Origin of the sequence: Winogradskyella epiphytica (assembly GCF_003217215.1) — a bacterium.
In the GTDB taxonomy this organism is placed as follows: domain Bacteria; phylum Bacteroidota; class Bacteroidia; order Flavobacteriales; family Flavobacteriaceae; genus Winogradskyella; species Winogradskyella epiphytica.
This window is the reverse complement of sequence record NZ_QJTD01000001.1, coordinates 216444-235954: the sequence shown is the minus strand read 5'-3', so window position 1 is coordinate 235954 and position 19511 is coordinate 216444. Positions and strand designations below refer to the sequence as shown.

The window sequence follows — 19511 nt, the reverse complement described above, 5'->3', positions numbered from 1 at the left end:
AACTAACTTGAAGATAAACCCATTTTTAACTATGGCAACAGTTGATACGTCTCAGCATGACGAATTTTTTAAAAGTAAAGTATTAGGTCATCCTGCAGGACTATTTGTACTCTTTTTTACTGAAATGTGGGAAAGATTCTCATTCTACGGTATGAGGGTGCTATTGATTAACTTCCTTACAATGGCCGTTATTGGAAGTAATCCAGGTTGGGAGTGGACAGCAGAAAATGCTGGGGCACTTTTTGGAACCTATGCTGGTTTACTCTATTTAACACCAATCCTAGGTGGTGTAATAGCTGATAAATTTACCGGATATCGTTGGGCAGTACTAATCGGTTGTGTTATTATGACCTTAGGACATGCATCTATGGCATTTGAAACAGAGTTTTCATTATATATGGGCTTAGCTTTGTTGGTGATTGGTACTGGTTTCTTTAAGCCGAATATCACGTCTATTATTTCCGAAATGTATACCTATTTACCTGAGAAAAAAGATGGTGCTTATACTATTTTCTATATGGGTGTAAATGCAGGTGCTTTCTTCGGAATGATGCTTTGTGGTTATTTAGCAGAACGTGTTGGATGGTCATGGGGATTCGGGTTAGCCGGAGTATTTATGCTATTTGGAACCTTACAATTCTTGTTAGCTAAACCTCTTTTTGGTAAAATTGGTGCTGCACCAAAACGCCAAACTAAAGAAGAGAAAGCTGCGGAAGTTAAAGATTATAAAGAAAACAAATTCACAACTTTAGACAAGGCTCTAATCGTTGTAACTTCTATAATTGGATTACTTTACTTAATTAATGACCCAGTTTCAAAGATTGGTGGATTAAACCTTCTACCTGAAGAATTTATCTTTTCTAAAGATACCTTGTCAGGTCCATTAGTAATTACATTAATAGGAATGGCTTTATTTCTTTTTCTTGTTATTGGACGTATTGTTCGATATGAAAAAGTGGTTAGAGATAGAATGATTGCAGTAATTATATTTGCCTTCTTTACAGTGTTGTTTTTCATTCCTTTTGAACAAGCAGCAACATCAATGGTTATTTTCGCTAGAGATTATACTGATAGAGTTTTAACAGGTAATGCAGCGTTAATTTTCAATATAGTTAATACATTATTAACCGTTATTCCTTTAATGATTATCACTTGGGTATTGTACTTATTAAAGAAACAATCTTTCAGTAAAATTCCAGGAAGTAATGTTGTTTTAGCGCTATGTTTCGCACTTGTATGGGGTATAGTTATTTGGATGCTTGCACAAGATTTTTCAACTAAATCTTACGATGTGCAATACCAGGCTGTAGCAGTAGAACAGGTTGTTGATGGAAAAAAACAGGTGGTTTATGAGCCTATTACAGAAGCTCGTCCATTAAAGCCAGGTGAAACAACTGAAACACAAATATTAAGTATATCTTCTAACAATGAGTTAGCAATAGGACAGCCTGTTGGAGCACATTTAGAGTTAGGGAAATATCAATACTTAGATGAAGAGAAGCAAAGTAAATTAGCTTCAGACTATGCCGCTAAAGGCCTTAAGTCTCAGGTGGTTGTTGGAAAAGTGGCAGAAGTAAAGGAAAATGAAGTTGAAATTACAGTATCTTGGTTTAGTATTTTAAACTCATTCTTTATTATTGCATTTGCTTCATTCTTTTCTAGATGGTGGGAAAGTAAATATAACCCATCAGCTGCTCAAAAGTACGGCTTAGGTCTGTTTGTAATGGGGATTGGTTTTGCTGTTTTAGCTTATGGCTCTAGCTTTATTCCTCAAGGAGCAGAAGCTGGTGTTGTTCGTGTAAGTATGATTTGGCTGATTTTAGCATATCTTTTCCATACTATAGGGGAGCTTTGTTTATCTCCTGTTGGACTATCTTATGTAAGTAAGCTAGTTCCAGCTAGAATGATCGCCCTAATGTTTGGAATGTGGTATTTAGCTATTGCGATTGGTAATAAGATAGCTGCTTCTTTAGGAGGGATGGTAACTCAAATACAAGAGGAATATAGTCTATCTACATTCTTTTTAATCTTTACTATTATCCCTGTAGTTGCTGGTTTAGTAATCACTTTATTAAACCCATTACTTAAGAAACTAATGCACGGTGTTCGTTAAACAATACCGTTAAAAATATCAAAAATGCTCCTCTTTAGGAGCATTTTTTGTAAGTTCGGCCCATTGTTTGCTACAAAACGATTATGATGAAAAAAATAACCTTTGGACTAATAGCTATTTTTGCCTTTTCAATAGCGGCAATAGCACAAGAGATTAATTGGGTAACTTTAGAAGAAGCTTTAGAACTTCAAAAAAAAGAACCTAAAAAGATTTTTATGGACGTTTATACCAACTGGTGTGGGCCGTGTAAAATGTTAGATAAAAACACCTTTCAAAATAAAGATGTTGCCGATTACATTAATAAACATTATTACGCGGTAAAATTTAATGCAGAAGGGAATGACAAGGTAACTTATAAAGGGCAAGAGTTTAGTAACCCCAATTATGATCCTGCAAAGGCCAACAGAAGAAATAGTGCGCATCAATTCTCACGATTTTTAAGAGTGCAAGCCTATCCAACTATGGTGTTCTTTGATGAAACTGGAAATTTTATTACGCCTGTGTCGGGTTATTTAAAACCACAACAATTAGAATTGTATTTAAAGTTGTTTGAAAGCGATAGCCATAAAGAAATGACAAGTCAGGAACAGTTTAATGAATACTATAAGTCATTCAAGCCAACATTTAAAGAATAAACTAGATTTAATCAAGTATAAATGCTCCCTTTTCATTCGTTTGATGGAAAGGGATTTTTTTGGCCTCACATGTCGCCTTCCATCGTTTTAAATAAGATTTATAATTACTAGCATCTGCTATTATTTTCTGTGGTTTTAAACTGTCTATAACTCTATTGAGATTGAGTCGAGGTGAGTTTCTTAATAAGATATAATTAGGTTGAAAGGAGAGGCCTTTGTAAACAGACATACTATCAATAATAAGTAGCGTTTTATTCTTATGCATAAAAACAGAATGCAAACTATCGGAAGTTATCTCACGAATAGACTCTCCAACTTTGTAGTTTTTCAAAATATTATCTGAGCTGAAACTAGCAGAATCCAAATTGTGATAAACATTAATTCTATTATTCTGAATTTGTCCTAGAAGGGAATACCGACTCTTATTAAAAACAATTAAGGCATCGTTTCTAGTCTTGAATTTGTTATAAAAGTAAAAGCATTGAAAGCTTATAATCCCAATAAGGCTTACCATTAGCCATTTAAAATTTGGATGCTTGAAGAACTGTATTAAAGCGATTATTATCAGATAAGAGAACAGCACATGTGTCAAAGAAAATGGGATATCTCTAAATAGAAATGCTTCAAATTGAGCTATCCATGCTATGAAATCGTTTAAGGAATCAATAATAAAACTATAGGCTAGAACTAGGATGTGCGGCAATACATTTAATAAAGCTAACGCTATAATTAATAGGCCAAATCCAAGTATGATTCCTAAAAATGGAATAACAACGAGATTCGAAATGAAAAACAGTCCAGGGAACTGATGAAAATAGAAAAGGCTAATGGGAACAACTCCAATTTGTGCTGCTAACGTCACTGTGAAAATTTGCCAAAATTTGTGTGGAATATAATACCTCGGCTGCCAAAGCTTGTAAATTAATGGTTGAACACTTACAATGCCAAGAACCGCTAAATAGCTCATCTGAAAGCCAACAGCAAATAGCATAGTTGGCTTCACGAGTAATATAAAAAATGCGGAAATGACTAAAGTATTATAAATATTCGTCGGTCGTTTAAGATGCATGGCAATACTCAATATGCTAAACATAGTTACGGCTCTAGTCACCGAAGGTGACAGGCCAGCTATCACCGCAAAGCACCATAAGAACGCTACTAAAATTATAGGTTTTATAATTCGGCCAATTTTAAGTCGAAGTAATGGATTCAAAAGGAAATCAAGTATTAAGAGTATAATACCCACATGTAGTCCTGAAACTGCTAAAATGTGAATAGTGCCAGAATTCACATAATTATTATAAATGCTTTTGTCAATTGTTTGTCGTTGACCTAATAATAAAGCATTCATAATACTGAGTGCATCACTCTTAAATCCAGAGGCAGTAAGTTTAGCATTAATTTTAGTCCGAAGATGATCGGCATAACCATAAATCGAAATCTTTGAATTTGAGAGTTGTAATACTTCGTCAGATTTAAGATAAACCTGATGATACACTTGATTTAATTCTAAATAGCTTCTATAATCAAATTGATGTGGATTTAATGGCTGTTGTACCTCTTGTAATTCCGTAGATGTGAAAATAATATCATCAACATTATAGTGCTTAAGACCACTATCGTGTCTGAAGTTTACTAATACCTGCCCAGTAGCTTGTTCTTTGTTAAATGCTATAATTTTAGCAATATACTTATCATTATAAGCATCGGGTTTTAATCGTTCTCTAATCTGAAGTGTTAGGACGCTAAGAGAGTCTGATGGGTTTAAGTTTGTATAATGATTCGGTCGAAGTTTTTCGTCTTGGATATAATAGGATGTCATTCCAATTCCAGCCAACGCCAAAAACGCTAAACATCCGAAAACAGGCGATCTGCTGATTTTAGATTTAATAGTTAGCCAATAAATTCCTAATAGTATAACAACTCCTATGGTAATTAATACGACCGTTTGGAAATCTAAATTTAGGTAATGAGCCAATAGAATTCCAACAACCAAACAAATGGTTAATTTTATTATGGTGAAATTTAGTAACTGCATGATATTCAGTTGCTAATATAGTAAATAAGTGCTTAGAGTACGCGTCTCGCTTGTACGAAAGCAAAGTACCAATATTTTTCAGCTAAAGAAGATGTCATAACACCTCTACTTGTTGAAGCGTGAATAAATTCAACGTTGCCAGGTCTCACATTCGTCACAATACCAACGTGATTCACTTTACGACTATTTTTGCCGGTTGCAAAGAATACCAAATCTCCAACATTAACTTCTTTGATGTCTATCCAAGTCCCTGCGCTTTTTAGTCCAGATGTAGATCTTGGTAAACTGATATCATGTTCTTTATAACTCGTGTAAATTAAACCAGAACAATCCATTCCGCGTTTTGTTGTACCGCCGTATTTATAGCGTGTTCCATCAAAAGTTTGGGCATATTTGACGATTTTTTCAGCCTCTTTAGTAGGTTTTGCTGTTGTTTTTACATCTATGGTATGAGTTTGTCTACTCTTCGAAGAATACGATTTTTTAGATTTACAGCTGCTTGCAAGCAGTAGTAATAAAAGTATAGGTAAGAGTTGTTTCATGCTATAGGATTTGCTTTTGTAGAACTGATAATTCTAATGATTTGGAATAAGGTCTAAATTATAAGATTTATGATACTATTCAAATTGAAATCACCATTTAATTTTTAATGGCCTCGTAAATCAATTTAGCTGTGGTATCACTAGCTCCTCGACTTCCTAATATTTTTTCCAATTCGAAATATTCTAAAAAGAGTTCTTCACGTTTTTTAGTATCTAATATGGCTGTTAGTTCCTTTTTAAGTCTCTTTTTGTTTAAATCGCCTTGAATTAATTCTGTGACTACTTCGCGATCCATTATTAAATTCACAAGGGAAATGAACTTTAGCGTAATAATGCGTTTTGCAATGTGATACGAAATGGCATTCGCCTTATAACAAACTACCTGAGGTACTTTAAATAGTGCCGTTTCTAATGTCGCTGTTCCTGAAGTCACTAATGCGGCATAAGAAATACTTAATAAATCATAAGTTTTATTAGAAATGAACTTAATATTTTCTTGCTTAATAAAAGGCTTATAAAATTCATAATCTTGACTTGGAGCACCGGCAATTACAAATTGGTAGTCTTTAAAGTCTTCAACCAAACTCAGCATGACACCAAGCATTTTCGTAATTTCCTGTTTTCGACTTCCCGGTAATAAGGCAATAATCGGTTGTTCGCTTAATTTGTGCTCTTTTCTGAAGTCTTCAACTTTCAGTTGAGGTCGGTCTGCAATAGCATCAATTAATGGGTGACCAACAAAATTAACTTCGTAATTATATTGTTTATAAAACTCTTTTTCAAACGGAAGAATACAATACATAGCATCTACATCGCGTTTGATCTTTTCAACTCTACTTGCTCTTGAAGCCCATACTTGAGGCGAGATATAGTAATGTGTTTTAAAGTTCTGTTCTTTGGCCCATTTTGCAATTCTTAGATTAAATCCCGAATTATCGATAAAAATGATGACGTCTGGTTGAAACTTTTCAATATCTGATTTACAGAATTTAATCAGGCCTAAGATCTTTTTAATATTAAAAATCACTTCAGCAAAACCCATAAATTGGCGTTCCTTATAGTGCATGACCAATTCACCGCCTACACTTTGCATAAGATCACCTCCCCAAAACCTTATGTCGGCTTGCTCATCTTGTTTGAACAACGATTTCATAAGATTGGAACCATGTAGGTCGCCCGAAGCTTCGCCAACAATGATATAATACCTCATCTTAATTCGTGAATTTAATTATCATGGTGGTAATTAATATGAGAACAGTAGCTATTAAAACGCCTTTGGCTCTGAGGTCTTTATTTTTCTTTAAAAAGATAAAAAATGCTCCTAAATTTAAAAGAGCACCTATACTCATAAGTTTGGTAAAAAAGCCTTGTGAAATTGCCTGTTGAATTACAACGCCCCAATCATCTGACTTACCAAAAATTTGGATTGCGAAAATAAAGCCAAAAACAGCGGCGATAACGCCAACTGCAAAACCTATTAAAATTTCTTTCTTCATTCTATGCCGAATTTATTTCGGATGTTATTTAATTATGTTAGTCAATATTGTAATCGGTTACAGATTCCAAGTATTTAATTTTTGTATGGTGTGATGTGCTGTTAAATCGAACTGAACAGGAACTAAAGAAACATAACCGTGCTCTAAGGCCCATTCATCAGTATCTTCACCCTTATCCATATTAACGAATTCACCAGATAGCCAATAATAATCACGTCCAGAAGGATTCGTTCGCTTATCAAATTTTTCTCTCCAGTTAGCACGAGCTTGTCGGCAAACTCGAATGCCTTTGATTTTGTCTTTATCTAAATTTGGAATATTCACATTAAGAACCACGCCTTCAGGTAAACCATTTTCTAGAACTTGTCTAGTGATGGTCTCCACATAAGTTTTGCAATGTTCAAAATTCGCTCCCCAATTATAATCTAAAAGTGAAAATCCAATAGCGGGAATGCCTTCAATTCCAGCTTCTAAGGCGGCGCTCATAGTTCCTGAATATATCACGTTAATTGAGGAATTGGAGCCGTGATTAATTCCCGAGACACAGATATCTGGTCGTCTTCCTAAAATTTCGTTGACCGCTAATTTTACACAGTCGGCAGGCGTGCCAGAGCAACTATATTCAGGTTGTTTGCCATCTATAGTCACTTTCTCCATGTGTAAAGTTGAGTTGATGGTAATGGCATGTCCCATGGCGCTTTGCGGACTGTCAGGTGCTACGACTACCACATCTCCAATGGTGTTCATTACAGAGATTAAGGTGCGTAGACCAGGTGCGGTTATGCCGTCATCATTGGTGACAAGAATTAAAGGGCGCGTAGACATTTCGTACAAAGTTTTAGTGAACCGTAAAAATACTAAAAAAGGCTTTGTTTCAAGGATGTTATTGGCTTTAACAAAAAATTAGTGTCGCTATTTTTTATGGCACGGTTTTTTCGTCTATTTTAGTGAAATATTGAAAACCTACTTATTAATCTTAAAGAAAAGGAAAATGAATAAAGCCAACAATTTGTTTCAGTTTTAAAAACAATCTACATTGGTACAATCATTTTTCAGCACAACAATATAAAATACGATAACATGAAAGGGAATTATAAATTTTTACTACTCGCACTGCTCATAGCATTTGCATCCTGTAGTTTTACGAGCAAGACATTTGACGATCCAGATAAAGATAAGTTACTCATACAGTTAATTACATATTTATTAGATCAAGGGCATTTTGAACCTAAAGATATTGATGATAATTTCTCAGCCAATGTATTTGATGATTATTTGAATAATATAGATCCTTTTAAACGCTATTTCTATGCTTCAGATATTGAGGAGTTTAGTGCTTACAAGGATAAAATAGATGATCAAATTAGAGCATATGATGTGTCATTTTTCAATTTGACGCATGAGCGTTTGCTTCAAAGAATAGCAGAGTCTAAAGCAATTTACACGGAAATTTTAGAGAAGCCTTTTGATTATACTAAAAAGGAAGAATATAATGCAGATTATAAAAAACTTAATTATGTAGCCAATAAACGTGAGATGAAAGAACGTTGGAGACAGCAACTTAAGTTTTCTACAATTGCTAATTATGACGAAGGGAAGACAAACCTAAAAAAGGAACTAGAATCGAATAACATAATAGATAAGGATACTTCGGAGGAAATTGAGAAGCCTAAGTCTAACAAGAAAAAAACCTTAAAAGAAATAGAAGCAGAAGCAAGATTGACGACTAAAAAGTCTCTTGACGAGCTTTACGATTATATTGATGATAGAACTCGTAACGATTGGTTTGCCGTTTATATTAATGCTATTGTAGAAGAGTTCGATCCACATACATTTTATTTCGCCCCAGAGGACAAGGAGCGTTTTGATAGAGATATCTCAGGGAAGTTTGAAGGAATAGGTGCTCGTTTGCAAAAAAAGATTGACGGTATAATGGTCAATGAAATTATTAGTGGTGGACCCGCATGGAGAGCTAACGAATTGGAAGTCGGTGACCAAATTCTAAAAGTAAGACAAGGGGATGAAAAAGAGTCGGTGAATGTAGTTGGAATGCGTTTAGAGGATGCAATCAAATACATCAAGGGTCCAAAAGGAACAGTTGTGGTATTAACCTTAAAAAAGGTAGATGGAACCATTCAAGATATATCTATAAAAAGAGACGTTGTTGAATTAGAGGAAACTTATGCTAAGTCGTCTGTTGTTGAAAAAGATGGGCAATTGTTTGGCGTTATTAACCTTCCAAAATTTTACATCAGTTTTGAAGATTATAATGAGAGAAATGCAGCCTCAGATATTAAACAAGAGATTTTAAGATTAAAAGAAGAGGGTATTGAAGGCTTGGTAATGGATCTTAGAAATAACGGCGGTGGTTCACTACAAACCGTAGTAGATATTGCAGGATTGTTTATTGAAGATGGCCCAATTGTTCAAGTGAAAACAACTGGTGAAGCTAAAGAAGTTCTTAAAGATAAAGATAAGTCTATTGTTTGGGATGGTCCATTGGTGATTTTGGTGAATGAATTATCAGCTTCCGCTTCGGAAATTTTAGCAGCGGCAATGCAAGATTATAAGAGAGGTATTGTTATTGGTAGTAAGCAAACTTATGGAAAAGGAACCGTTCAAACTGTTTTCGATTTAAACCGTATGGTGAGAAATAATACCAAGGGTGATATGGGAGCATTAAAATTCACCACTCAAAAGTTTTATAGAATTAATGGTGGCTCAACACAATTAGAAGGAGTGAAGAGTGATGTGGTAGTTCCAGACCGTTATAGCTATATTAATATCGGAGAGAAGGATCAAGAAAACCCATTGCCTTGGGATAAAATTGATGCTGCAGATTATACCGTTTGGGATAATTACTGGGATTACGATACAACGATTTCTAAAAGTAAAGAGCGAATGGCGGCTAATGAGCAGCTAAAGCTGATTGATGCTAACGCACAATGGGTGAAAAAAATAAGAGATCGAGAAAATTATTCCTTAAACTATGAGGAGTATAAAAAAGCAATGGAAATTAATGAAGAAGAAGCAAAGCGCTTCTCACAGTTATCTGAATATACAACCAACTTAACCTTTACCTCATTGCCATATGAAGTGAAGCTCATGGAACAAGACTCAGTACTTAGGGAGAAACGTGATCGCTGGCATACTGCTTTATCTAAAGATGTTTACGTTGAAGAGGCGATTAACGTGCTTCACGATTTAAAAAGGTCGAAGGCTATAGAAAGTAACGTTGCAAATTCGGTAAAGAATTAATACATACTTAGCGTTGTTTTTACGCTCTAAATAAAGTTATAATTAACTGAGATGGATGTCTAATAAAAATAAGTCATTATCAAGCTTAGCGCTTCAAAAGTTCAAAAAGAACTTTTGGGGCGTTTTTAGCTTGGGTATAATTATCTGTATTGGTTTAATTTCAATTTTTGCCTATGTGTTCGCTCCCGATGGGTCTAAAAATGCGAACCAAATGCATTTGTCTATTCATTCTAAATGGCCTGGTTTTGAAGTACAGATGCTAACCATTCCGTCTCAGATTGAAACAAAACAGTCCTTTTTTTCTAAACTGTTTTTCGGTAAAGAAAATACGGATACCGAGATTCCTATTCAATCCTACGAAGTTAAAAATGATGTTTTACATTATGTGGAATATGCCTCTGACGGCTTAGAAGGTCTTGAAAAACAAATAGAATTATCTCGATTTCCAAATTCAAACTATCAAGAATTCATCGAAAACAGGAGTTTTTTATTTGGAACAGATAAGTATGGTCGGGATTATCTAAGTCGGGTCTTGATTGGCTCACGAATATCATTCTTTATAGGGTTTGTGGCTGTTTTTATTTCTCTTATTGTTGGACTCTTTATGGGAAGTTTGGCTGGTTATTATGGCGGAAAAGTCGATGCATTTATAATGTGGATAATAAATATCACCTGGTCCATTCCTACCTTATTATTAGTCATTGCTATCACTTTAGCTTTGGGTAAAGGCTTTTGGCAAGTTTTTATTGCTGTTGGTTTAACTATGTGGGTAGAAGTAGCAAGAGTGGTTAGAGGGCAAATAATTAGTGCTAAGGAAATGCAATACGTCACCGCAGCAAGAGCTTTGGGGTTTAATGATTATCGAATTATCACAAAACACATACTTCCTAATATTTTTGGACCCTTAATCGTGATTTCAGCGGCAAATTTTGCAGCGGCTATTTTAATAGAAAGTGGTTTAAGCTTTTTAGGAATTGGTGCGCAGCCTCCAATGGCGAGTTGGGGGGCGATGATTAAAGACCACTACAATTATATTATATTAGGTAAACCGTATTTAGCATTAATACCAGGCTTTTGTATTATGCTGTTAGTGATGGCTTTTATGTTAGTTGGTAATGCTTTGCGCGATGCTTTAGACGTAAAAACCTAATCTATAAGCTCTCTTTTCTTAATTGTTCAATTTCCGCATTTGTAGAATCAATAAACTCAAGTACTTCATCTCTTCCAATAGTCTTAGATGAAGAGGTGACAAAGTAGGGTGGTAACTCTTCCCAGAATTTATATAATTCCTGGCAATATTCATCGACATGGCGTTCGATAGCTTTTGGTTTTAACTTATCAGCCTTAGTGAAAATGATACCGAAAGGAATCTGACTCTCCCCCAAATATTGCATAAACTCTAAGTCGATGGGTTGAGGTTTATGTCTAATATCAACTAGTACAAAAGCAGAAACTAATTGCTGACGTTGCTCGAAATAGTTGGTAATAAACTTCTGAAATTTTTGTTTCGAGCTTTTTGATACGCGAGCGTAGCCGTAACCTGGTAAATCGACTAAATACCAATTATCGTTAATTATAAAGTGGTTAATTAGTTGTGTTTTTCCAGGACGTCCTGAAGTTTTTGCTAAACTTTTACGCTCTGTTAGCATATTAATCAATGACGACTTCCCCACATTACTACGACCTATAAAAGCGTATTCAGGTAAGTTGTTTTTTGGACATTTTGCCACGTCAGAATTACTAACTTCAAATTCAGCTGATTTTATCTTCATCTTCTAGTCCCCGCGAAAACGGAAATCTTATTTTAAGCCCATCTGTTCATTAATACAGTTTCCAAGTGGAAGAAGGCTGGTTTAATTATTATATTACTATCTGTGCTTTGTGGTTAAAACCCACGTTTTTCAAGCCAGCTATTCATAATTTGATTGAATTCATCTGGATGTTCCATCATAGCTGCATGGCCGCACTTATCTATCCAAAACAATTCCGAATCTGGAAGCAATTCGTGAAACTCTTCCGCAACTTCAGGCGGAGTTACCGTATCATTTCGTCCCCATATAATACAAACCGGCGTTGTCATTTTTGGTAAATCTTTAGCCATATTGTGTCTGATAGCGCTTTTAGCAATTGCTAAAGTTTTAATCAACTTATTACGATCGTTTACAGTTTCATAAACCTCATCCACGATTTCTTTTGTCGCTACTTCAGGGTCGTAAAATACCTCTTGAGCTTTTTTCTTCATCACCTCGTAGTCGCTTCGTTTGGTGTAACCACCACCCATTGCGCTTTCATAAAGTCCGGAGCTCCCCGTGATAATTAAAGCTTTGACCTTTTTCGGATACATTTTAGTGTGGTACAATCCAACATGTCCACCAAGGGAATTGCCTAATAAAATAACATCATCTAAGCCTTTAAACTCTATGAAGTCTCTCAGGTAATTAGCAAAACTTTTAACATTGGTCTTTAGTAAAGACATGCTGTAGATAGGCAACTCTGGTATAATTACTTTATAGCCATTTGAACTAAAATATTTAGTCACGCCGTCAAAATTACTCAAGCCTCCCATTAGGCCGTGTAATACAATTATCGGTGTGCCTTCACCTACTTCAATATATCTAAATTCCTTTTCTTTTTTTAAAAGGTGTGCCATGTGCATGTACGTGCTTATCTATTAGAAACAAATATAACTAAATCCTTTAGAATATAAATATTCTGTAAAAAATATCACAACATTTTCTCTCAAGACTATTGAGTTTGATTATGTTAATAATTCCCACTTCCAAAACCTAGCTCGAAAGCTAATTTTATTAGGGTTGAAAAAACAGGAGTGGTATCTCATGGAAAACTTATCAACAAAAGTGGTATAATGTGGTAAAAAGTGGTGATTTTTTCAATATCTTTGAATCTTAAGCGTTAAAGTGGTAAATAAAACCTTTTGAATTCATTTATAGGAACATACGAATGTAAAGCTGATGCCAAAGGGAGGCTAATGATACCTGCTATATTGAAAAAGCAGCTTTCATCTGCCTTGCAGGATGGCTTTGTTTTAAAGCGAGCTGTTTTTCAGCCTTGCTTAGAGTTGTATCCTATGGCCGAATGGAACAAAATGATGGAAAAAGTGAATGGACTTAATCGCTTTAATAAAAAGAACAATGATTTTATCAGACGTTTCACAGCTGGAGTTAAAATTGTTGAGGTAGATAGCGCAGGTCGTTTATTGATACCAAAGGATTTAATTAGCTTTTCTGGTATTAGCAAGAATGTTGTTTTAGCATCTGTTGTTAATATTCTTGAAATCTGGGATAAAGATAAATACGAACACGCTATTGACGATGCGGCTTCAGATTTTGCTGATTTAGCCGAAGAAGTAATGGGACAAGATGATAATGGCAATGGAGTATCATAACGCAGTATTATTAAAAGAAACAGTAGACGGTTTGGATATCAAACCAGAAGGTGTTTATGTAGATGTCACCTTTGGAGGAGGAGGGCATAGTCGTGAGATTTTGTCTCGCTTAGGTACTGAAGGGAAACTATACGCCTTTGATCAGGATAAAGATGCATTGGCAAATGCTATTGATGACGAGAGGTTTGTGCTTATCAATGAGAATTTTAGATTCGTAAAACGCTTTTTGAGATTCTATGGCGTGAAGGAGGTAGATGGGGTTTTAGCTGACTTCGGTGTTTCATCGCATCAGTTTGATGTTGCAGAGCGTGGGTTTTCTACACGATTTGAGGCTGACTTAGATATGCGAATGAATCAGGATAGTAAGCTTTCTGCTTACGAGGTGGTAAATAATTATGATGAAGAGCAAATACGTGCCGTGCTTTCTCAATATGGTGAATTACGCCAAGCGCCAGCAATGGCTAAGTTAATTGTTGAAGAGCGAAAGAATGCTGAAATAAAAACAAGTGAGCAATTAAAAGCGGTGTTAAAACCATTTTTAAATCATCAAAGAGAAAATAAGGTGTTAGCTCAAATTTATCAGGCTATTCGTATTGAGGTGAATCAAGAAATTGAAGTATTAAAAGAGCTATTGCTTCAAACTCCTGAAATCCTAAAGAAAGATGGGCGCTTAAGTTTTATCTCGTACCACTCTTTAGAAGATAGGTTGGTCAAGCGATTCATTAGAAATGGACTCTTTGAGGGGGAGCCAGAAAGAGATGTGTTTGGGAATTTTGAAGTCCCATTGAAAAAAGTTGGTGGGCTAATAGTGCCGACTAAAGAAGAAATTAGAGCAAATAATAGAGCGCGAAGTGCAAAACTTCGAATTGCTAAAAAATTATAAGTCGACCTAAGGGAATAGAATATTTCTACTTAAGTGGAATGTGAAGATGAAGAAAAATATCTACAGCATATTAAAAGGTAAGTTCTTAATCGGTGATGATTCATTCAAGAATTGGGGTGTCATTATCTATATATCTGTGTTGGCTATTGTAATGATTGCAAGCTCTCATAGTGCTGATCAAAAGGTATATGAAATTGCGAAATTGACTAATGAGGTTAAAGAATTACGATCGGCATTTGTAGATAAAAGAGGGGAATTAATGCAGCTCAAAAAAGAATCTTTTGTAGAGCGGGAAGTCAAGGAAAAAGGAATAGTAATTTCTTTAAATTCACCAACAAAAATAATAGTAAAATCAAACCAGAAATAAACATTGGCAATAACCGAAAAAAACATATTGAACAGATTGTACTTCGTAGCAGGCTGCATGTTTGTCTTCGCATTGGTTGTGGTGTTCAAGCTGGTGAGCATTCAGTTTGTGCATGGTGATGATTATAGGGCTCTTGCTGAAAAGCGAACGGTAAAGGATTTTGATATTCCAGCGAATCGCGGTAATGTATATTCGGCAGATGGGAGTTTGTTGGCTACTTCAATTCCAAAATACACGATAAGAATTGATGCTATTCAAGCAAAAGATGCTGTGTTTGAAAAGAATATCGATGCTTTAGCAGATTCACTTTCCGTATACAAAGAAAAACCAGCTTCCTATTATAAGAATGTGATTCGTAAAGCGCGAAAAAATAAAAATAGATATTTTCTGTTGGCGAGGAATATTAGCTATTCGGACTATATACGCATGAGAAATTTTCCTTTATTGAAACTTGGTGCCATTAAAGGAGGTTTAATTGTAGAGCAGAAAACAAGAAGAGAGCATCCTATGGGTGGTGTAGCAGAGCGAACAATTGGTTATGAGCGAACCGATGAGCAAGGTAATGTAACGCGTCCGGGAATTGATGGTGCGTTTGGGGTGAAATATCTTCAAGGTACAAATGGGAAACGGCTCAAACAAAAAATTGGCAATGGACAGTGGAAGCCAATTGCAGATTTTGATCAGGTAGAGCCAAAAGATGGGTATGATGTATATACCACTATAGATGTAAATATTCAAGATATCGCACATCATGCATTGCTTAAGCAACTGGAATTGTATGAGGCTGAGCATGGCTGTGTTGTGGTTATGGAAGTAGCTACTGGCGAGATAAGAGCGATATCAAACTTGGGAAGAACAAGTAAGAATACCTATTATGAAAAATTAAATTACGCGGTTGGAGAGTCCCATGAGCCGGGTTCTACGTTTAAGCTAATGGCTTTAATGGCTGCCTTAGAAGATAGAGTGGTTGATACGTCTACGGTAATTGATACGAAAAAAGGAAGAAAGGTGTTCTACGGACGCTCAATCTTTGATTCGAAGCATGGCGGTTATGGTGAAATTTCGGTAGCTCGATCTTTTGAAGTGTCTTCCAATATAGCTTTAGCTACCATTATAGATGATAATTACGCTAAAAACCCAGATAAATTTATAAACCGACTAAAGAGCTGGAATTTAGATGAGCCCCTTGGGCTGTCAATTATTGGTGAAGGAAAACCTGTTGTTCCTGGTCCTGGTCATAAGCTTTGGAGTAGAAATGCATTACCTTCTATGGCCTATGGGTATAATGTAAGGATGACACCGTTGCAAACCTTAACTTTTTATAATGCCGTTGCAAACAATGGTGTAATGGTGAAGCCGCGATTTATAAAAGAGGTAAAGGAATTTGAGAAGACAATAGAATCTTTCGATAGGGAGATAATCAATAATAAAATCTGTTCGGATAAAACCTTAAAAGAGGTTCAGGAAATTCTGAAAAATGTGGTAGTAAGAGGAACTGGTAGTAGTTTGTATTCGCCACACTTCTCAATGGCAGGGAAAACAGGTACAGCCCAGACAGAGTATTGGATGGAAGACTGGAAAGATAACCGTAGATACGTGTCCACATTTGCAGGGTATTTTCCAGCAGATCAACCTAAATATTCTTGCATAGTTGTTATTCATAAGCCAAGCACTAAAAAAGGCTATTATGGTGCGGATGTTTCTGGTCCGGTATTCAAAAGAATTGCACAAAAAATATATACAGATACGCCAATTATTCATGAAGTGCATGAGCTCGATTTTGATAATAAGCCTGTAAAGGAAGAATTTGAAAGTTATTATGCAAATGCTCAAAAATATAAAACACTTATGCCAAGTCTTGTTGGGATGCCAGCAATGGATGCGATTGCGTTATTGGAAAATTTACAAATAGACGTTAAGGTGAAACTGAACGGAAGTGGTATTGTCAAAAGACAATCAATAGAGAAAAACAAAAAATTACAAACCAATCAAACCATAGTTTTAGAAGCCTCATGATGCTATTAAAAGACATATTATATAAGGTTACAATTAATGCGGTTGTTGGTAATACAGCGGTGACTATTGACAAAGTTGAATTTGATTCACGTCAAATTAAAGTCAATGATGTGTTCGTGGCCATAACAGGTGTTTTAACTGATGGACACCACTTTATTAGCAAAGCTATTGATAGCGGGGCGATTGCTGTAGTTTGTGAAACACTACCTGAAATTCTTGTTGATGGAATTACTTATATAGAAGTTGAGAATTCTAATCAAGCATTGGCCTATATGGCGACCAATTATTATGGTCATCCTTCGGAAAATTTAAAGCTTGTCGGCGTAACAGGAACTAATGGTAAAACAACGGTTTCAAGTTTGCTTTATCAGTTATTTAAAAAAGCAGGGTTTAAAGTAGGTCTGTTATCTACGGTTAAAATTATGGTAGATAATGTGGAGTATAAAACTATGCATACAACACCAGATTCTTTAACCATAAATAAATATTTAAAGTTGATGAATGATGAGGGTGTGGAATTCTGTTTTATGGAAGTGAGCTCGCATGGTATTCATCAAAGAAGAACAGAAGGCTTAAAATTCGCTGGAGGGATTTTTACGAATCTTTCGCATGATCATTTAGATTACCATGAGTCTTTTGCCGAATATAGAGATGTTAAAAAGACGTTTTTCGACCAATTACCTAAAGATGCTTTTGCATTGACAAACATTGACGATAAAAATGGTTTGGTGATGTTCCAAAACACATCTGCAAAAAAATATACTTATGCTTTAAAGAGCTATGCCGATTATAGAGCTCAAATTTTAGAAAATGAGTTTAGTGGTTTGTTGTTAAAGCTGAATGATAGTGAGTTGTGGACGCGATTAATTGGAAGTTTTAATGCTTATAATATTTTAGCCATTTATGGCGCTGCTGAATTACTAGGCTTAGAAAAAGTTGAAATTCTAAGGTTGATTAGTGAGCTGGATAGTGTGGCAGGGCGCTTTCAATATTTTATATCAGAAGGACGAGTAACGGCTATTGTAGATTATGCACATACGCCTGATGCTTTAAAGAATGTTTTGGAGACTATTAATGATATCCGAACTAAGAATGAAGACTTGATAACGGTTGTTGGTTGTGGTGGAAATAGAGATAAAACAAAACGACCAAAAATGGCACATATCGCATCGTCATTAAGCACTAAGGTGGTTTTAACCAGTGATAACCCAAGGCATGAAGTTCCAGAGGTTATCATTGCGGATATGGAAAAAGGGGTAGAGCCTCAAAATTTCAAGAAAACATTATCAATAACAGATAGAAAACAAGCCATTAAAACAGCTTGTCAAATGGCCGGACCTAATGATATAATACTTATCGCTGGAAAAGGGCACGAAACCTATCAAGAAATTAAAGGAGAGCGCTTTGATTTTGATGATTATAAAATCGTTCAAGACTATTTAAAACAATTGGAAAAATAAACACTGACGTAGAATGCTATATTACTTATTCGAATATTTAGAACAACACTTCAAAATACCAGGAGCTTCTCTTTTTGGGTTTTTAACCTTTAGAGCAGCTGTGGCTATAATATTGTCGTTGTTGATATCAACAATTTTCGGTAAGCGCATCATTCGGTTTTTACAGAAACAACAAGTTGGTGAAACTATTAGAGATTTGGGCTTAGATGGTCAGGTTGAAAAAGCGGGTACGCCTACAATGGGGGGTATCATCATCATATTGGCAACATTAATCCCTGTGCTTCTATTTGCGAAACTTGAAAATATTTACATCATCCTTCTTATAGTAACTACAATTTGGATGGGGGCAATTGGGTTTCTCGATGACTATATCAAAAAATTCAAAAATGATAAGGAAGGTTTAAAAGGTCGCTTTAAGGTTCTAGGTCAAATTGGCTTAGGAATTATTGTCGGAGCAACCTTGTACTTCCATCAAGATGTTACCATAAAGGAAAAGTTGCCAATTGAACAACAAAAGGAAATTAGAGCTCAGAACCCGGATGTTCAGGCTACGAATTTGTTTAAAGCTGAAGAGAAATCAACGAAAACGACGATTCCATTTGTAAAAGGAAATGAATTTGATTATTCAAGTTTAATCACATGGATTGATCCAGGCTTAGGGAAATATGCATGGGTTGTGTTTATTCTAGCAACGATATTTATAATAACGGCGGTTTCAAATGGTGCTAATCTCACCGATGGAATTGATGGTCTCGCAGCAGGAACCTCTGCGATCATAGTATTAACCTTAGGGATTTTTGCTTGGGTTTCAGGAAATATCATCTTTTCTGAATACTTGAATATTATGTATATCCCAAAAGTTGAAGAAATAACTATCTATATAGCCGCTTTCGTGGGTGCTTTAATTGGTTTTCTATGGTATAATGCCTATCCAGCGCAAGTGTTTATGGGAGATACGGGGAGTTTGACTATAGGAGGAATTATTGCTGTGATTGCAATTGCAGTGCGGAAAGAGTGGTTAATTCCTGTGCTATGTGGAATTTTCCTCGCCGAGAATTTATCAGTGGTCATGCAGGTGAGTTATTTTAAATATACTAGAAAAAAATATGGTGAAGGACGACGCATTTTTAAGATGTCACCTTTACATCACCATTATCAAAAGTCGGGATACCACGAAAGTAAGATTGTAACTCGTTTTTGGATTGTTGGAATTCTGTTGGCAATTATAACAATTGTCACTTTAAAAATCAGATAACCATTTGGTGTACCGAAGTTGATGAGGAAACTATAAAGAAGA

The 19511-nt window shown here is 35.4% G+C and carries 17 protein-coding genes; 10 read left to right on the top strand and 7 right to left on the bottom strand.

From position 1 onward, the window contains the following. The first annotated feature begins 31 nt into the window (after nucleotides 1–31). Nucleotides 32–2113 (top strand): peptide MFS transporter, encoded by a 2082-nt coding sequence (locus tag DFQ11_RS01035; protein ID WP_110473781.1) that lies wholly within the window; start codon nucleotides 32–34, stop codon nucleotides 2111–2113. Between the two features lie 86 nt (nucleotides 2114–2199). Beyond that, on the top strand, nucleotides 2200–2748 hold the full coding sequence (locus DFQ11_RS01030) for a thioredoxin family protein (RefSeq protein WP_189342981.1): 549 nt from the start codon (nucleotides 2200–2202) through the stop codon (nucleotides 2746–2748). A gap of 7 nt (nucleotides 2749–2755) precedes the next feature. Here the strand turns inward: DFQ11_RS01030 and DFQ11_RS01025 are convergent, their stop codons facing one another. The 5 genes from DFQ11_RS01025 to surE form a co-directional block, all read right to left on the bottom strand. Beyond that, entirely contained in the window at nucleotides 2756–4786 is a 2031-nt protein-coding gene (locus DFQ11_RS01025) for a ComEC/Rec2 family competence protein (protein ID WP_110473780.1), read from the bottom strand. A 32-nt stretch (nucleotides 4787–4818) separates the two neighbouring features. After that, nucleotides 4819–5328, bottom strand: a complete 510-nt coding sequence (locus tag DFQ11_RS01020; protein ID WP_110473779.1) for a C40 family peptidase — start codon at nucleotides 5326–5328, stop codon at nucleotides 4819–4821. A gap of 97 nt (nucleotides 5329–5425) precedes the next feature. After that, nucleotides 5426–6538, bottom strand: a complete 1113-nt coding sequence (gene lpxB / locus DFQ11_RS01015; RefSeq protein WP_110473778.1) for a lipid-A-disaccharide synthase — start codon at nucleotides 6536–6538, stop codon at nucleotides 5426–5428. Between the two features lies 1 nt (nucleotide 6539). Next, nucleotides 6540–6824, bottom strand: a complete 285-nt coding sequence (locus tag DFQ11_RS01010) for a hypothetical protein (RefSeq protein WP_110473777.1) — start codon at nucleotides 6822–6824, stop codon at nucleotides 6540–6542. Nucleotides 6825–6881: 57 nt separating this feature from the next. Continuing rightward, nucleotides 6882–7649, bottom strand: a complete 768-nt coding sequence (surE, locus tag DFQ11_RS01005; RefSeq protein WP_110473776.1) for a 5'/3'-nucleotidase SurE — start codon at nucleotides 7647–7649, stop codon at nucleotides 6882–6884. A 255-nt stretch (nucleotides 7650–7904) separates the two neighbouring features. On the opposite strand from surE, the gene DFQ11_RS01000 reads away from it, so the two are divergent. Together DFQ11_RS01000 and DFQ11_RS00995 are read left to right on the top strand one after the other, a co-directional pair. Then, on the top strand, nucleotides 7905–10082 hold the full coding sequence (locus tag DFQ11_RS01000) for a carboxy terminal-processing peptidase (protein ID WP_110473775.1): 2178 nt from the start codon (nucleotides 7905–7907) through the stop codon (nucleotides 10080–10082). 55 nt (nucleotides 10083–10137) lie between these two features. Then, complete coding sequence (locus DFQ11_RS00995; protein WP_110473774.1) at nucleotides 10138–11232, top strand: ABC transporter permease; 1095 nt, start codon at nucleotides 10138–10140, stop codon at nucleotides 11230–11232. Between the two features lies 1 nt (nucleotide 11233). On the opposite strand, the gene yihA is transcribed toward DFQ11_RS00995, so the two are convergent. After that, nucleotides 11234–11854 carry a ribosome biogenesis GTP-binding protein YihA/YsxC gene (yihA, locus tag DFQ11_RS00990; RefSeq protein ID WP_110473773.1) on the bottom strand — a complete coding sequence of 207 codons (621 nt, stop codon included), beginning with the start codon at nucleotides 11852–11854 and terminating at the stop codon, nucleotides 11234–11236. A gap of 113 nt (nucleotides 11855–11967) precedes the next feature. Beyond that, the gene (locus DFQ11_RS00985) at nucleotides 11968–12732 is read right to left on the bottom strand and encodes an alpha/beta fold hydrolase (protein ID WP_110474791.1); all 765 of its coding nucleotides are present in this window, start codon (nucleotides 12730–12732) and stop codon (nucleotides 11968–11970) included. Between the two features lie 285 nt (nucleotides 12733–13017). Here DFQ11_RS00985 and mraZ point away from each other — a divergent pair, with 285 nt between their 5' ends. Genes mraZ through mraY form a run of 6 tightly spaced genes read left to right on the top strand, consistent with a single transcriptional unit; the run spans nucleotide 13018 to nucleotide 19469 of the window. Beyond that, nucleotides 13018–13488 (top strand): division/cell wall cluster transcriptional repressor MraZ, encoded by a 471-nt coding sequence (mraZ, locus tag DFQ11_RS00980; protein ID WP_110473772.1) that lies wholly within the window; start codon nucleotides 13018–13020, stop codon nucleotides 13486–13488. Further along, nucleotides 13475–14371, top strand: coding sequence for a 16S rRNA (cytosine(1402)-N(4))-methyltransferase RsmH (gene rsmH, locus DFQ11_RS00975; RefSeq protein ID WP_110474790.1), 897 nt, complete (start codon nucleotides 13475–13477; stop codon nucleotides 14369–14371). Before mraZ ends, rsmH begins: the two co-directional genes overlap by 14 nt. A gap of 46 nt (nucleotides 14372–14417) precedes the next feature. Next, nucleotides 14418–14738 (top strand): FtsL-like putative cell division protein, encoded by a 321-nt coding sequence (locus DFQ11_RS00970; RefSeq protein ID WP_110473771.1) that lies wholly within the window; start codon nucleotides 14418–14420, stop codon nucleotides 14736–14738. 57 nt (nucleotides 14739–14795) lie between these two features. Then, nucleotides 14796–16754, top strand: coding sequence for a penicillin-binding protein (locus DFQ11_RS00965; RefSeq protein ID WP_110473770.1), 1959 nt, complete (start codon nucleotides 14796–14798; stop codon nucleotides 16752–16754). Further along, entirely contained in the window at nucleotides 16751–18214 is a 1464-nt protein-coding gene (locus DFQ11_RS00960; protein ID WP_110473769.1) for a UDP-N-acetylmuramoyl-L-alanyl-D-glutamate--2,6-diaminopimelate ligase, read from the top strand. The genes DFQ11_RS00965 and DFQ11_RS00960 overlap by 4 nt, the downstream gene beginning before the upstream one ends. A 13-nt stretch (nucleotides 18215–18227) precedes the next feature. Then, nucleotides 18228–19469 carry a phospho-N-acetylmuramoyl-pentapeptide-transferase gene (gene mraY / locus DFQ11_RS00955; RefSeq protein WP_110473768.1) on the top strand — a complete coding sequence of 414 codons (1242 nt, stop codon included), beginning with the start codon at nucleotides 18228–18230 and terminating at the stop codon, nucleotides 19467–19469. Nucleotides 19470–19511: the final 42 nt, after the last annotated feature.

Coding starts and splice junctions, on each gene's coding strand:
- DFQ11_RS00970 (WP_110473771.1), top strand. CDS start 14,418: ATGAAGAAAAATATCTACAGCATATTAAAAGGTAAGTTCTTAATCGGT.
- DFQ11_RS00995 (WP_110473774.1), top strand. CDS start 10,138: ATGTCTAATAAAAATAAGTCATTATCAAGCTTAGCGCTTCAAAAGTTC.
- DFQ11_RS01035 (WP_110473781.1), top strand. CDS start 32: ATGGCAACAGTTGATACGTCTCAGCATGACGAATTTTTTAAAAGTAAA.
- DFQ11_RS00965 (WP_110473770.1), top strand. CDS start 14,796: ATGTTTGTCTTCGCATTGGTTGTGGTGTTCAAGCTGGTGAGCATTCAG.
- mraY (WP_110473768.1), top strand. CDS start 18,228: ATGCTATATTACTTATTCGAATATTTAGAACAACACTTCAAAATACCA.
- DFQ11_RS01000 (WP_110473775.1), top strand. CDS start 7,905: ATGAAAGGGAATTATAAATTTTTACTACTCGCACTGCTCATAGCATTT.
- surE (WP_110473776.1), bottom strand. CDS start 7,649: ATGTCTACGCGCCCTTTAATTCTTGTCACCAATGATGACGGCATAACC.
- DFQ11_RS01030 (WP_189342981.1), top strand. CDS start 2,200: ATGAAAAAAATAACCTTTGGACTAATAGCTATTTTTGCCTTTTCAATA.
- rsmH (WP_110474790.1), top strand. CDS start 13,475: ATGGAGTATCATAACGCAGTATTATTAAAAGAAACAGTAGACGGTTTG.
- DFQ11_RS00960 (WP_110473769.1), top strand. CDS start 16,751: ATGATGCTATTAAAAGACATATTATATAAGGTTACAATTAATGCGGTT.
- DFQ11_RS01010 (WP_110473777.1), bottom strand. CDS start 6,824: ATGAAGAAAGAAATTTTAATAGGTTTTGCAGTTGGCGTTATCGCCGCT.
- DFQ11_RS00985 (WP_110474791.1), bottom strand. CDS start 12,732: ATGGCACACCTTTTAAAAAAAGAAAAGGAATTTAGATATATTGAAGTA.
- DFQ11_RS01025 (WP_110473780.1), bottom strand. CDS start 4,786: ATGCAGTTACTAAATTTCACCATAATAAAATTAACCATTTGTTTGGTT.
- lpxB (WP_110473778.1), bottom strand. CDS start 6,538: ATGAGGTATTATATCATTGTTGGCGAAGCTTCGGGCGACCTACATGGT.
- DFQ11_RS01020 (WP_110473779.1), bottom strand. CDS start 5,328: ATGAAACAACTCTTACCTATACTTTTATTACTACTGCTTGCAAGCAGC.
- yihA (WP_110473773.1), bottom strand. CDS start 11,854: ATGAAGATAAAATCAGCTGAATTTGAAGTTAGTAATTCTGACGTGGCA.